The following is a 13,847-nucleotide window of genomic DNA, read 5'->3' as shown; positions in this document are numbered from 1 at the left end:
GGTGAGCCCGCCCCCTTGCGGATACCTCATGTGACCGGCCTACCGCGACAACCACCACTTGTCAGCCACGACATCACGCCAACAAGGTCAGTAACTGACGGCTCGGGCACCGGTGTCCAGGGAGAAGCACCGGGAACCCGGGTGGCGGGCTTCGGCGGGCCGGGTACGGGTGTTTACGCCCAGGGCAGGGCAAAATTGCCGTGAATGCCTGGGGTGAACCGGTCGGCGGTGCGTTCAGGGGCGATGTGGACATCACCTGTTCCCTCACCAAGACTGGCTCCGCCTTCCGGATCGACCACCCCCTGGACCCGGCGAACCGCTACCTCAGCCACTCAGCCGTGGAGTCACCTGAACGCAAAAACCGCCACGACGGCGTGGTCACGCTGGATGCCCAGGGCGCGGCGACCGTCACCCTCCCTGTCTGGTTCACCGCCCTCAACCGTGACCTCCACTACCAACTGCCCCCGCTTGAGCAGCCCGCGACTGGCGTTCACGCGGACCTGGGCGCGCGCCAATCCACCAGCCGTGGAGGAGGCCAAGGACGGGGAGGAACGCGGCCACTTCCTTCACCCCGAGGTGCATGGCGAGCCCCCGGATCGCGCGATTGATGCCCTGCGTCGGATGCCGGCTCCGCCTGGACTGGCGACCGAGGCACCCGAGGGGTGAGTGCTCTGCCTTTCAACCCGCCGCGGACGCCAGATCAGCCGAGCGGCTGGGGGAACCGGTCACCCGGCGATACATCTGGCCACTGGTCGCGCCTGCATCGTCACCCTCCACCACGACCGCACCACCATCATCCCGGCCCCCTGACGGCTCCGGGCCTCACGGCGGAAGGCTGCGCTCAAGGGATGCCGACCCACCCGCCTCGTGTACCGAGAGCGGGACCGCAGGTCCCGGGACTCGGGGCTCTGTCAGTGGGGCTCTCTACGGTTCGGCCATGGGTTACACAGCAGATGAGCGTCTGGCGGCAGGTCCGGAAGAGAGCCGGTACTTGGAGGCGGTGTTCACTCCAGGGGCGCAGGTGGGCACGCACGTCGAAGATCCAGCGAGACCCGTGCACGTCGTCGAGGTGACGGAGGTGAGCCCGATTCGGGTGCCGAGCGGCCGGCTCGTCGTCGCCTCGCCCTGGCCGGATGACTTCGACCCGGAGTTGCCCACCCCGGCCGACCGGGAACTGAAGGACCGGATCCCCCCTGGCGTTCACCGGGTGCAGGCCTCCTGGACGGAAGCGCCGTACGAGTACGACGGCGAGCAGTTCGACGGCCGCGAGGAGGTCGCGGTCCGCCTCCTCGTCAGCGATGCCCCGGTGGCCTGCTGGGAGGCGGCCCTCGGCGTCGGCGAGAGCATCGAGCGAATCGTCCCCGGTGAGCGGCCGATCTTCGACTCGGAGGAAAATATGGGGAGTTTCGCCGACGCCACGGCCTGGCCGTCGCTGACCGAGCCGTTCCGCCAGTTCTGGCTCGACCGCCAGGCGGGCAGGCAGGACGCATCCCGGGCCACCGAATCCTTGGGCGAGTCGTTCGAGCGGGCGAGCGACGAGACTCTCGGAGCCGACCTCGTGACGTTCCCGACCGGAGGAGGGAGCATCGTATGGCTGGGGCGCACGGAGACCGGGAGCATCGCCTCGATCGTCACGACTGGACCGGCCTTTTTCCATAACCAGCTGGTCACGACCGTGTGAGCCAGGCCAGCCGGTCGTGGGTGACGGCTTGCTCGATGCCGGCCGGCTGGGCGTTCGGCCGGGGGCGACGCAGCAGAGGCCCGCTGTTGCGGGCCCCTTCTACTGGTAGGAGGACAGGACATGACAGTGGTCGTCACCGGCGCCATGACAGGAAGCCTGGAACCACTCAGCCGCAAATCTGCGATGGTGATGACCATCCCCGACGTCTGGGTGATTCATGGGCACCCGCAGACTCGCGCGGGTCCGGTCCGGGGTCAGGTGAAGCGCAGTAATGCCTCTCGTGCGTACGAAGGGAGCCGTGCGCGTCCTTCGGTCAGCTCTCAGCGGCGGGCAGCGGTGACCTTCACGCTGCACTGCAGATCAGCGAGGTAGACCCGGGAGTGTCCGCTCGGGTCGAGCTTGAGCGGGCCGCCGCCTTTGGAAACTGTACCCAGGTCAACGGCCTCTCCGTTCGCAGCGTCGCGTAGATCAAGCCTGCAGTCGCCAGTGCCGTTGAAGTCCAACACCCTCACGGATATCGGCTCCCGCGCGCTGAAGGCTTCGGTGTCGCCCGTGCCGTACTCGCGGGTGAAGGGTGGCACCGCCGCTCCCGCTCCGGATCGGTGGACCACCTGGCAGCCCGAGTTGTTGGCCGCCCAGCGAAACGGTCCTGAGGTGTGTTCTAGGAACGACTTGGTGCCGTAGTTCTCAAATACCTGCTGCTGACCTGTTTCGGTGTTGTTCAGCGTAACGGTGCAGCCATTGTCCCGGCCCCCGATCTGGTCGCTGACGACGAGCCGCCACGGGGACGCGGCGGTGAAGCCTGCGGATGCCCGGCTGCTTCTCTCTCCGGACGGCTTGCTCTGCGAAACCTTGGCGGGCCCAGAGTGGTCCGGCAAGAGCTGGGCCGCGGCCGTTCCACCGGCCGCGACGACCACGGCCACGCCGGCGGCACATGCGACATGTCGGCGCCGCGGGTGTTTCGCCGGTGTGACACCCGTGAGGGCCGACACCACTCCATGCGGCGACTTCACGCCGCTCTGCAGGCCGGCGAGCACCCTCTCCACCTCATCCCGCATCGCCTCGGCGGTAGGGAAGCGGAGCGCCGGTTCCTTGCTCAGCGCCCGGGCCACCAGCGCGTCCACCGCCGGGGTGATCGCCTGGTTGATGCTGGACGGCGCTGGCGGCTGCTCCTGGATGTGTTTGTAGGCGACGGAGAAGGCGGTGTCCCCGTCGAACGGCGGCCGCCCGGTGAGAAGTTCGAACAGCATGCACCCCACCGAGTACAGGTCGGTTCGGGCGTCGATGCTCCTGCCCAGCGCCTGCTCCGGCGAAAGGTACTGGGGCGTGCCCACCACCGCACCCGTCTGCGTTATGGACGTCACCCCGGACTGCAGCGCGCGGGCGATGCCGAAGTCCATCACCTTCACCACCCCGCGCGGGGTGACCATCACATTGCCGGGCTTGATGTCCCTGTGGACCAGTCCCTGTTCATGGGAGGCGGCCAGCGCCGCGAGCACATCCGCGGTGATCCTCAGAGCACGGTCGCAGGGCATCGCTTCGTGCTTCTCGATCTCCTCTCGGAGCACTGCGGACAGCGACGCGCCCTCGACGTACTCCATGACGATGTACGGCACCGGGCCGACGTCCGGAACGACGTCTTCACCGCTGTCGAACACCGCCACGATGTTGGTGTGGCTCAGCCGCGCCACCGCCTGTGCCTCGCGGCGGAACCGCTCGCGGAACGACGACTCGTGGCCCAGGTCGGTGTGGAGCGTCTTGACCGCCACCGGGCGTTCCAGCACGGAGTCGTGGGCGAGATGGACGGTCGCCATCCCGCCCCGGCCCAGTAGCTGCCGCAGCATGTACCTGCCGTGGCCCACCGTGCGCGATCCGGCGCCCGCCCCACCCGTAGTGTCATCACCCATCGGCCTCAATATCTCCCTCGCCCGCCGGGCCGCGTTAGCTGCGTGCCCGTGGCCGCAGACCACCGGGCGGCCCCGCTCGGCCCCCAAACGAGCACAAGATTATCGGCACGGACAACCGGACCACCGGCCGCGGTGACCGACGGGTCGGCGCCGCGGACACCGCAGGTCTGTGCGCCTTCACCACCTGCGCCGGAGCGACCTCCTTCGCCACCGCCTGGAGCCGGTCCAGCTGCGTCTGGGCCTGCGGGGTCAGGCGGACCTCGACCCGGCCTTCGGAGACCGTGCCCAGGGTGCCGGCCGCGGTGGCGCCGGACGCCGTACCCGTGAACTGGGCCAGCAGCGGAGCAGCCAGGGCCCACCCGACATCGAACGTCGCGTTGTGCTCATCGGCGGTATCCGGCCGCAACCCCGTTCCGGCTGCCCGACGCCAGTTACGCACCACGGGCGCTGAGCATCGCCGCCGCCGCGACCAGTGCCCAGGGCCGCCACGCCGAGGCCCTCGGCGAATACGACGCACTGCTGCCCGTCTTCGACAGGATCTTCGGCGCCGAACACTGGCAGACCCTGAAACTGCGCTCGGACCACACCCACACCCTGAGCGCCCTCGGCCGGCACGCCGAATGCGAAGCAGAGTGCGTGGCCGTCGCCCGGATCGCAACCCGCGGCACAGAGCAGGCGGCGCCGCTCATCACCGACCGCTCTGTGGCCCAGGCGGCCTCCGGCGCAGGGTCCGCGATGCCACTCATCGCGGGGGCCGCTCGCAACGGGCTGATCTACGCCCTCAACGAGCAGGGCCGCCAACCGGAGGCCGAGGCGCTCGCCCGGGAGGCGCTCGCCGCTCATTCCGTATCGGACAGGGTCACCCTGGCCCTTCGGCTCGGTCTCGCTCGCAGCCTCAACGGCCAAGCCCGCCACGAGGAGGCCCTCGCCGAGGCGGAATGCGCCGACCAACTGCGCCGCAGCATGCCCGAGGAGCAGCGTGGCCCGGAGACCGGCACCGTCGACCTGGCCATGGCCGCTGCCCTCCTGGGACTGGGCCGTAAGACCGAGGCCCACCCCCGGGCCTCAGCCGCGCACAACGCCTGCCTGACCGCCTTCGGCCCGGACCACCACCGCACTGTCGAAGCCCGAGGACTGCTCGCCCGCATCACGGACGGCGCATGACCAACCACGCCACGTCGGCTCAGACCGAGCTGGAGGCGCATTGTGACTGCGTGCTTCAGTTGGCCAGTCGGGCCAAATGAAGCACGCAGTCACACGAGCGCAGCCGGCCGCCCTCCATCACCCCGCCCCGGCGACCCCCTCAAACGCCAACTGCTTCCGGCAGCCAGGATGCAGTCGCGCGGCACCAAGACCAGGGACTCACCTTCGCCGATCGAGGCGCCCAGCTCGTTCATCCGCTCCGCCTCCGGCGCGGTCAGGACATGCAGGTTCCCGATCACAAAGAAGTCGCCGTCATCCACCTCCAGGACGTCCGGGCAGTTGTTCGCTCCGACGGACCCGCGCCCGGCGGGCGTCGATCCGATACGGCGCATGAGGCTCCTTTCGGTGACACGATCGGTGTTATGAACACCAATACGGACTGGACCTACCGGGTGTTCGAGCCGCACGGGTCCGAGGGCTGGCGCCCCTACGGCAGCGACCCCGAACAATGGCACGGCGTGATCACCGCCGCCGACACGGACGAGGGCGCCAAACACGCCATCGGCCGCATCGTCGCCGATCTCATGACCGAATGGGAGAGGACCGGCCTCCACCACGCGATGCACGTGCGCGTCTTCCTCTGGCACGACGAGGCGGGCGAGATGGAGGATGCGGACTTCGTCGTGGAGGTCCGGCCCAGGTCGGACTTCGACGCAGCGTGACGGATCAGGAGGCTCGGCAGCCAGCATCCGCGTCGGCGGCAACCCTGCCCTTGCCAATAAGTTCATTCGTCCTGGTGGGAGGCACCGCTCGGGGCGCACGGGGCGCCGACCTCGTCGGTCGGGGCGGTGCCCTGGCGGAGAGGAAGTTCCACGGCATGATGATCGGTCGTGCTGCTGCGGTTGACGTACCTCGCCGTGACGAACGCGTTCGCGATGCTGCGACTGCTGCCGATGAGCCACCGCGAGAAGGACGTGGGGGTTGCATGGCGAACTGTTGATGCTGGGGATTGAGGTGGCCGCTTCCACGGTGTGGGAGACCTATGCCGCGCATGAACGCGTTCATGGAACGCTGGGTGCAGACCTGCCGTCGCGAGCTTCTGGACCGCTTGCTGGTCTGGGACCGCCGCCGCCTGCTCCACACCCCGCGAGAGTTCGAAGACTTCTACAACAGACACCGACCACACGAGGGCATGGCGAACGCCCGACCGCTGCGCCCCTTGCCCGAAGCGATCATTCGATCCAGGGCAGATCACCCGCCTCGACATACGCGGGCGTGAACGCCTGGGCGGCATCCTCCATCGGCACGAACGTACTGGGTGACCTGCACGGACGAGAATGCCGGCAAGGGCAACCTCCTCGAGTCCGGCATCGACTCCTCGATCGGCACCGTCGGCGATGCCCTGGACAATGCGCTCATGGAGTCCAGATCGGCCTTTACAAAACGGAGCTGATCAAACCCCGCAGGCCCTGCCACGGCCTCGCCGACGTCGGACTCGCCGCCGCGGAATGGATCGACTGGTCCAACAACCAGCGCCTTCACACCGCGATCGAAGTCATCCCGCCCCGCGAGCACGAAACCAACTACTACGCTCAACACCAGCCCCAACAGGCGGCTGGAGCCAACACATAGAGCGTCCACCGACCCCACATCAGTTCGGACGCAACCCCACACACCAAATACAACCCCCTTGAGCGTCAGCCGCATCAGGCATTCTCAGAAGTCGCACCCACACGGGACCACACGGATGCAACACACAGGTATCCCGACTCATTGAGTGATCGAAGTTGCGCTTCCATTTCCGTCAGCGCAAGTTGCTCCGGTGCCGGATAGAAAATGGGTGACACATTATCCGCGGAGGACAAGAGAGCATCGAATTCCTGATGAATATCTAGCACAAGGGACGAACACCAGTCCGCCCACCCCTCCCCCCCGATCTCCACATCATCCACGAAGGCCCGCAAGGGCAACCGGTACGAACCTGGACGATCGACAGGACCTTGTAGAGACACATCGAGGCGTGCGAAACGTCTAGGGGTACGTGGCCCAAAACGTCCTCCACGGCGAGTTCTGTCGCTGACTGTCGTTCATGGGTCCGTCCACTGTCACACCCATACTGGTCAGGCTGGGAAAACAGGTGCGTCAGCATACACCTGTAAATGTTCCGCCCTCGACTATTTCCCAAACGGCTCCGCTCGAAAAGGCATCCAAAACCGCACTTTCAGCATGTCCAGGCAACTGCACGAACGTCTCGCCTGCCGGTCTTGAAGATTTTTCGCTCACTATGGCCAGCACCACGTAATTCCCCACACGCGCGGTTACGATTCCCCACCGGGTTCCCCATGGGCATGCCGGTGCCCGGGTTTAGGGTCTGGGCCTCTTGGAGCCGTCGCGGTCCCTTGACCTGCGAGCCGAGAGGTCGACGGACGCACCGGATGGCAAGGAAGGACTGGGCCAGGCTGCTCAAGAGCTGGTTTCCGGAGCTGGCCAGCCGGAAGCTGAACCAGGTCAGGTGGAGCGAGATCGAGCCGCACCGCGACTACGTCAAGGAACTTCTCAACGCGACGACGGTCACCACGATCCACCAACGGCTCCGCTACGAAGGCAAGACCCGCCGCGAGTCCCTCTCCCTCCAACGGCGCCTGCACAGAACGAAGTTTGATCAGCAGGCCACCTTGGAGGGCTTCGTCGTCAACGCCTCCCCGAGACTTCCCGCCGCTCAGATCCGCGATCTCGCGGCCCTGCGCTGGCTCCACTCCGGCGAGTCCGTCATTGGGTTCGGACCCGTCGGCGTCGGGAAGACACACGTAGCCCAGGCCCTCGGCCACCTCACGATCCGCCAGGGCGGCAACGTCCGTTTTCACCAAGACCAGCCGCATCCACGTCGAGCTCGCAAGCGGCCACGCAGACCGCTCCTGGGACCGGCGCATCCGCGAACTCATCCGCCCCGACCTGCTCATCCTCGACGACTTCGCCATGCGCCAGATGTCCGCGTCCCAGCGACGACGACCTCTACGAACTCGTCTCCGAGCGGCAAGGACGCTCTCTGATCACCACCAGCAACCGGGCGCCCAGCGACTGGTATCCCCTCTTCCCCGACCCGGTCGTCGCCGAGTCATTACTGGACCGACTGATCAAGGCCAGCCATCAGGTGATCATGAACGGACCCAGCTACCGACCGAACAAGCACCTCCGGAACCCGGCCGACAAACCCGACCGATCCCCGGTCAGCTGAGCTCGGAGGTCCGCCCCGCGCGAGCGGTGAAGCCCGCCGCGCAGCGGAGGTACTCCGCGGCCGTCCGGGAAGTGATCAAGCCCGACCGCCACACTGGCGCCCGTTTCTCGGCCTGGCCGCCGCCCTATGCTGCTACAAGCGGCTCGTCCGCCTCACCACATAGGACACGGTCTTGATCGGACGCTCGACGGCTTTACCTGCCGGGCCGATACGCAGGGCGGCGACGCGGGAACGTAAGTAACTCACCTCGCGGGCCCTGCCGCCAGGCAAGGGCGGTGAATGCGTCCCTTCCGAGGCCGGCGGTCAGGGCTGCCACCGAGAGCGCGGTCTGGCGGTAGCGAGGCTGAGGCCGGCATCCGATCGGCCCGTTGCAGGCCGGGGCTTCAGGCTGTGCGTCGCACGCGTGGGCGGTCACGTCCGCGCGGACGGCCAGCATGTAGTCGATTCGGCGGCCAGCCAGGGCTGTCCGCCGGGGGGGCCATTGGTGCCGTAGGCGGCGTCGGCCACTACGGCTGGCGGCGTCATGCCCCAGCCGGCCAGTGTGTCGAGCCTGTCCAACGTCAGATGCCGCTCCTCCCGGCGCGTGACCTTGGACGGGACGCGGGTGAGGATCTTGCGGCTGGTGTCAGAGGCCCACTCCTTGGCCACGAACAGCCGCCACTGCAGCGGGCAGGATGCGGACCGAGTCGACTCACGACAGCGGGGCAGCGTGGGCGGCCCCAGCCCGCCGTAGCCGGGCTGGTACGGCTCCGTGCGGTGGCAGGCCGTGCGGTCTCCTTCGGGTGGACGGCCTACGCCTCGGAGCGCTCAAAGCCACCCCTCCAGCACACCGTCACGAGGCAGTGCCTCGGTTGCCGATTTTCCGAGCCGGCACGCCGGCCCAGATCTCGTCGGACCCCGTTGAGCAGGTCAGCACCGCATTGGCGCCCACGATCGTGCCCCGCCCCACGGTCAGGATTCCCTTCTTGCAGATCACCTTCGCCCCCGTACACAGACAGGCGCCATCCTCGATGACGATGCGCTCCATTGCGCTCTCCTCCTGCGGAACCCACGGATCGGCCCGACCAAGCGTGACACCGTTATAGAGCGTCACGTTCGCGCCGATCGTGGTGTACGGGTGAAGCACGGTGCCGAATCCGCGATGGAAGACCCTCAAACCAGGGCCAACCTCCACGGCCGCCGGGACCTCCAAGCCATACAGGGCCAGAACCTCCTGAACAAGACGGCCCAATACACGATGGCGACGTTGGTAGACCAGTGCGCTAACAAGCGACATAATCCCATCTCTCCGCCTGAATGGAATGAAATGTACCCTTTTAAGCAGAATAGCAATATTCAGGCTAAGTGAGGCTCAACTCCCCGGTGGCGCGCGGTGTTCCAGCCCATCGCATCCGCGGCGTCGGCTCCAGCCGGTGCAGGCTCCTGCCGAGGCCCGAAGGGACGATCTTGGCCTTGCGGGTGATCGGCGGGATCGAGCGAGGACGACCTCGGCAGGATCGTGGGATTGTTGGCGCGCCTCCCCAGCGAAGAGCGCGATCGTGTGGTGGGCGCCTTGGACGGGACGCCGGCGCGAGGAGCCATCAGGCGTCGCCCGGTAGTTCCTTCCCTTGCGGACACGGACGGCCGGCCCCGCCCGGAGGTCGTCGACCACGTGCTGCTGATCTTCCTGGGCTCCGCGTACACGCACCGACCGGAGTTCCACCGCCAGTGCCTCGCCGAAGAACACAAACTTCCCGCACCCGACGACCGGCCACACCGGCATGATGCGGACGTGAAGAAGAGTGTGGATACGCCCACCGGCGAGGACTTCGCCGCCCTCTGCGGCCGGGTATGGGACACCCTGATCCCTGCCCGTGCCGGCTACCTTGCCAACGTCTCACCCCACTACGACGAGGTCCTTCACGAGATCGCGCATCGAACCGAGACCGCAGGCAGCCTCGGAAAGACGGACATCGCAGCCCTGGTCGTCTGGAAAAGACTGTCCGCACAGACACCGTGGGTGACGGCGCTCATGTCCCTGCCCGACGCCCACGTGCGAACCGTCACCGAGCGGGCCGTCACCGCCGTCCGCGACACCGCCCTCCCCCGTAGCGAAGCCGCCCGCGCAGGACGCGCCATCATCCGGGAACTGCCCGGCTTCCGCACCGGCGACGCCCTGGCCTCAGCCGTCCTCACCGCGGCGGCACCCGGGCGGATGGCCGTCTACGACCGCCGCGTCCAACACGCCCTGGACACGCTCGGCCTCACCCTCACCCCCGCACCGGGACGCTACGGCCGCTACATGCAGCTCCTCGACGACCTCCTCAAGCACGGCGGAGCACACGCCGACGGCTGGAGAGCACGCGACATCGACACCGCCCTGTACTGGACCGGCGCCACGCCCCACCCGCCACCAACAGCCGACCCCGACGTGCAGGCAAGCGGCTGACCAGCACAGACCCGCACCGGCCCTTCAGATACCGGAGACCATCACCAACACCACACCACCGTTATCAACCAACCTCGGATAGCCCCAGGCCACACACCCCCTCGCCATCGCTTTCAGCGCCCCGAAACCACCTGCGCCTTTATCAGAAGACTCCCAACACCCCAGCTCAAGTGACCAGGTGCTACTTCCATGATCGGGAGATACACCGAAGACCGTGCAGACCCCTGCGGCATGCAACGCAGCCGTTTTCACCATCGGTCCTGCTCGGCCGCTGCTGCCGGCAACGGTGGCAGCCCGTGTGGGGCCGGTGTCCTCCGGTCACATGCGGTCAATTCTTGGAAGGTTTTGTTCTTGTGCCGTACGGCGGTCGCCGGCTCCCCTACGGTCGAAAGGACTCATCCGCGTCTTAGGGCCCGGATGGATGTGTCGAGACGTCGGCCCGGCTGTCGGGGCAGGGTCGATGGTCGTCAGCGGCAGTTTTCGGCATTTGCTGGTCTGGCACAGGCCAGGCCCGAAGGGGGCGCGGGTGGGCACGGTCGAAATCTCGACGGAGGATCCGGACGATTTCGATGTCCTGTTCGGCGAGTTGCAGGGCCGCGGCGGGATCGTGGTGGATGCCGCCGCCGCGCCAATGGAACCCGGGGACCTAGGCTCGGTGGTGGATCTGCTGACGGCGGCCTGCGCGTCGGGCGGTGCTGTCGCGGTGTTCTTGGGGATCGTCAAGTCGCTGTTGGATTCGAGGGGGCCGGGCTTCGTCATGAAGGTTCGGTGCGGCACGGTCCGGTTGAAGATCACCGCAGATACCTTCGAAGAGGCCCGTCCGGTGCTGGAGGAATGGCTGGGTGGAGCGTGACCTGAGCCGCTCCCGCGCCATCTTGATCGGCAACGGCGTGTACGCGGACCCCCGCATCCCGAATCTGCCCGCAGCCCAGTGCGTGAACGCGATGGCGGACCTGCTTGCCAGCGACCTGTGCGGATGGCCAGCCGAGCGCGTCACGTGTCTGGTGGACGTGGCGTCGCCGGACGCCCTGGCCCGCAAGGTGATCACAGCGGTCCGCGACGCCCAGGACGTAGTGCTGGTGTATTACGTCGGCCACGGGGTGCGCACCAGCGAGGGGCAACTCGCCCTGATGGTGGGCGACACCGATCCGGGCTGGCAAGCACTGCCGTACACCGCGATGCTCTACGAGAACCTTGCCAAGATTCTCCGCGGTTGCCGGGCGGAGACCAAGCTCGTCCTCTTGGACTGTTGCCACGCCGAACTCGCCAACAAGTCCAATCACGTGTTCCAGTCGGCCGACTTCGAGGAGGCTCACCCGGTCGACGGCTTGTACGTCATCGGTGCCAGCGGAAGCAGCAAGAAGGCCAAAACCCCTGTGAACGGGACACTCACCTGCTTCACCGGGGCCTTCTTGGAGATCGTGCGCAACGGCATCCGCGAGGTCTCGGCGCGAGCGCTGCGCATGGACCGGATCTTCCTCGAACTGCACGCCCGGCTACGGGATGCGGGACTACCCGAGCCGGTGGAAAGCGGAGCCCGCGGGGCTCACGGTTTCCTCTTCGCCCAGAACGCCGCCCACCCCGACCACCCCAAGAAACCGCAGGAGGAATTCCCGCAAGCCGTCGCTGGACAGTGGCCCCTGCTAGACCGGCGCACGCTGCTGACCGCCATTGGCGCCGTCGGACTGACCGTCACCAACACCGTCCTGACACTCACCGGCCGTCCTGCAGGCCTGGCGACGACTTCAGATCCCGGTGCCCCAGGCAAGACCTCAAGCGCGGCGGTGAAAGCGGCGATGGCCTCGCTGGGACAGCCACTCCTTGGCCACACCGACCGCATCTACTCGGTTGCCTTCCGGCCGAGCGGGCGTGTCCTGGCCAGTGGCAGCGCCGACCAGACGGTCAGGTTCTGGGACCTGACCGATCCCGCGCGCCCCAAGCCCATCGGCTCCCCCTTCTCCGGCCACACCGACACGGTCTATTCGGTGGCCTTCCACCCCGACGGCAACCTTCTGGCGGACGCCAGCGCCGACCAGAAGGTCCGGCTGCTGAATGTGACCGACCCCGCGAAGCCGGCGCTCCTCAGCCGACCGGCCACCGGCCATACCGACGCCGTCTTCTCAGTGGCCTTCAGCCCCAGCGGGGAACTGCTGGCCGGCGGCAGCGGCGACCGCACGGTCCGCCTATGGAAGGTGACCGACCTCGCGCACCCCGAACTCGTCGGCAAACCCGTCTTCGGGCATACCGATGCCGTCCTGTCGGTAGCGTTCAGCCACGACGAGAGCGTCATGGGCAGTGGCGGCTCCGACCACGCGGTCCGGCTGTGGAACGTGGCCGACCCTCTGGCGCCCATCGGCCCGGCGCTGCCCGGCCACACCGACCGCGTCTACAGCGTCGCCTTCAGCCCGAACGGACACCTGCTGGCCAGCGGCAGCGGTGACAGGACAATCCGCCTGTGGAAGGTCACCGACCCCGCGCACCCGATACTCCTCGGCAACGCCACCGAACACAAGGACGCCGTCAACACCGTCGCCTTCAGCCCCAACGGACAGGTCCTGGCCAGCGGCAGCAGCGACAACACGATCCGCCTGTGGCACGTGACCGAATCCGCCAGCCCGGCCCCCATCGGGCATCCCCTCACCGGTCACCACGGCGCCGTCTACTCCGTGGCCTTCAGCCCGGACGGAACCCTGCTGGCCAGCGGCAGCGCCGACCAGACGATCCGCCTGTGGAAACTCGCCCACTGAACGACCAGCAGTTTCCTACTGCCCGGTCATTGAAAGGCCCCCAGGATCAGGCAGAACGCGGGCCGGCCGCCAATGTTGGCCAACGCCTGGAGAGTGGCGTGTCGAGCGGGCGATCTCATGGATCATGAGAGCCAGGAGAAACGTCCACGACTATGAGCGGCTCGTCTCCCACAGCTAGGCCCACATTACGTGGACCTTCATCACCGTCATGGTCCGGCGCCTCAACCGCCCTCCCGGACCACCGCGCACGTCACGCCACCCGTCGAACCGGTGAGCGGGGCAGCCCCGCGATATCTACCCAGCTGCGGCGTGCAGATCTGGGCGAAATATCGGCCGCTCGGAACTTAGGAGACGCGAACAGCAGGCCCAGCTGCCGCATAGTCAGGTTCGTGCGGTAGTACACCGCGACCACCAGCACCCGTTCGGCCAACGGCAACGACCACGGCCAGCCCCGCAGAGTGCCGTTGCCGCCCCGCTCCCGCACCACCTTCAACAGACGCGCGAACTGCGTCACCTGCAGCCCGGTGAACGTCTCCACCTACGCCCGGTCAGCCCTTAAAACCCCGGCCATACAAGGGAGATGCCCAGCTCACGACGTTGCGCAACACCCTTTACGACCTCGTGCATGGTTGGCCGTAGCACGTCGAGGTGTGTGGCGTTGTCGGTGTTCACGCTCGAATGGCGTCGTCGAGGGTGGCGGTCTGTT

General features: G+C 67.3%; 13 protein-coding genes and 2 pseudogenes. 9 read left to right on the top strand and 6 right to left on the bottom strand.

Features of this window, described 5'->3' with window-relative positions; translation table 11 throughout:
• Positions 1–937 precede the first annotated feature (937 nt).
• Positions 938–1,681 carry a DUF4241 domain-containing protein gene (locus ACWC0C_RS46890; RefSeq protein WP_450871204.1) on the top strand — a complete coding sequence of 248 codons (744 nt, stop codon included), beginning with the start codon at positions 938–940 and terminating at the stop codon, positions 1,679–1,681.
• 320 nt (positions 1,682–2,001) lie between these two features.
• Here the strand turns inward: ACWC0C_RS46890 and ACWC0C_RS46885 are convergent, their stop codons facing one another.
• Positions 2,002–3,588 carry a protein kinase domain-containing protein gene (locus ACWC0C_RS46885; protein WP_450871208.1) on the bottom strand — a complete coding sequence of 529 codons (1,587 nt, stop codon included), beginning with the start codon at positions 3,586–3,588 and terminating at the stop codon, positions 2,002–2,004.
• A gap of 636 nt (positions 3,589–4,224) precedes the next feature.
• On the opposite strand from ACWC0C_RS46885, the gene ACWC0C_RS46880 reads away from it, so the two are divergent.
• Positions 4,225–4,752: a hypothetical protein gene (locus ACWC0C_RS46880; RefSeq protein ID WP_450871202.1), complete on the top strand. Its 528-nt coding sequence runs from the start codon at positions 4,225–4,227 to the stop codon at positions 4,750–4,752.
• Positions 4,753–4,841: 89 nt separating this feature from the next.
• On the opposite strand, the gene ACWC0C_RS46875 is transcribed toward ACWC0C_RS46880, so the two are convergent.
• Positions 4,842–5,123 carry a hypothetical protein gene (locus ACWC0C_RS46875; RefSeq protein WP_450871200.1) on the bottom strand — a complete coding sequence of 94 codons (282 nt, stop codon included), beginning with the start codon at positions 5,121–5,123 and terminating at the stop codon, positions 4,842–4,844.
• A gap of 30 nt (positions 5,124–5,153) precedes the next feature.
• Here ACWC0C_RS46875 and ACWC0C_RS46870 point away from each other — a divergent pair, with 30 nt between their 5' ends.
• From ACWC0C_RS46870 to ACWC0C_RS46855, 4 genes and pseudogenes are all read left to right on the top strand, one after another.
• Positions 5,154–5,453, top strand: a complete 300-nt coding sequence (locus ACWC0C_RS46870; protein WP_449201685.1) for a hypothetical protein — start codon at positions 5,154–5,156, stop codon at positions 5,451–5,453.
• A 320-nt stretch (positions 5,454–5,773) separates the two neighbouring features.
• On the top strand, positions 5,774–6,010 hold the full coding sequence (locus tag ACWC0C_RS46865) for an integrase core domain-containing protein (protein WP_450871198.1): 237 nt from the start codon (positions 5,774–5,776) through the stop codon (positions 6,008–6,010).
• Between the two features lie 39 nt (positions 6,011–6,049).
• Positions 6,050–6,184: a hypothetical protein gene (locus ACWC0C_RS46860; protein ID WP_450871196.1), complete on the top strand. Its 135-nt coding sequence runs from the start codon at positions 6,050–6,052 to the stop codon at positions 6,182–6,184.
• 1,156 nt (positions 6,185–7,340) lie between these two features.
• Positions 7,341–7,966 (top strand): annotated as a pseudogene (locus ACWC0C_RS46855) (ATP-binding protein); the annotation flags it as partial.
• A gap of 193 nt (positions 7,967–8,159) precedes the next feature.
• On the opposite strand, the gene ACWC0C_RS46850 reads toward ACWC0C_RS46855, so the two are convergent.
• The 3 genes from ACWC0C_RS46850 to ACWC0C_RS46840 form a co-directional block, all read right to left on the bottom strand.
• Positions 8,160–8,402, bottom strand: coding sequence for a hypothetical protein (locus ACWC0C_RS46850; protein WP_450871194.1), 243 nt, complete (start codon positions 8,400–8,402; stop codon positions 8,160–8,162).
• Positions 8,378–8,674: a transposase gene (locus tag ACWC0C_RS46845; protein WP_450871206.1), complete on the bottom strand. Its 297-nt coding sequence runs from the start codon at positions 8,672–8,674 to the stop codon at positions 8,378–8,380. Before ACWC0C_RS46845 ends, ACWC0C_RS46850 begins: the two co-directional genes overlap by 25 nt.
• 124 nt (positions 8,675–8,798) lie before the next feature.
• The gene (locus tag ACWC0C_RS46840) at positions 8,799–9,242 is read right to left on the bottom strand and encodes a hypothetical protein (RefSeq protein WP_450871192.1); all 444 of its coding nucleotides are present in this window, start codon (positions 9,240–9,242) and stop codon (positions 8,799–8,801) included.
• A gap of 495 nt (positions 9,243–9,737) precedes the next feature.
• Here ACWC0C_RS46840 and ACWC0C_RS46835 point away from each other — a divergent pair, with 495 nt between their 5' ends.
• The 3 genes from ACWC0C_RS46835 (at position 9,738) to ACWC0C_RS46825 (ending at position 13,141) form a co-directional block, all read left to right on the top strand.
• The gene (locus ACWC0C_RS46835; protein WP_450871190.1) at positions 9,738–10,394 is read left to right on the top strand and encodes a hypothetical protein; all 657 of its coding nucleotides are present in this window, start codon (positions 9,738–9,740) and stop codon (positions 10,392–10,394) included.
• A gap of 526 nt (positions 10,395–10,920) precedes the next feature.
• Positions 10,921–11,247 carry an effector-associated constant component EACC1 gene (locus tag ACWC0C_RS46830; RefSeq protein WP_449201689.1) on the top strand — a complete coding sequence of 109 codons (327 nt, stop codon included), beginning with the start codon at positions 10,921–10,923 and terminating at the stop codon, positions 11,245–11,247.
• Entirely contained in the window at positions 11,237–13,141 is a 1,905-nt protein-coding gene (locus tag ACWC0C_RS46825) for a caspase, EACC1-associated type (RefSeq protein ID WP_450871188.1), read from the top strand. The genes ACWC0C_RS46830 and ACWC0C_RS46825 overlap by 11 nt, the downstream gene beginning before the upstream one ends.
• Positions 13,142–13,496: 355 nt before the next feature.
• On the opposite strand, the pseudogene ACWC0C_RS46820 reads toward ACWC0C_RS46825, so the two are convergent.
• Positions 13,497–13,679: pseudogene (locus tag ACWC0C_RS46820) on the bottom strand (transposase family protein); the annotation flags it as partial.
• Between the last annotated feature and the right edge of the window lie 168 nt (positions 13,680–13,847).

It is taken from the genome of Streptomyces sp. NPDC001709 (genome assembly GCF_053596375.1).
The sequence above is the reverse complement of the archived record's forward strand: the minus strand, read 5'-3'. Positions and strand labels throughout refer to the sequence as shown.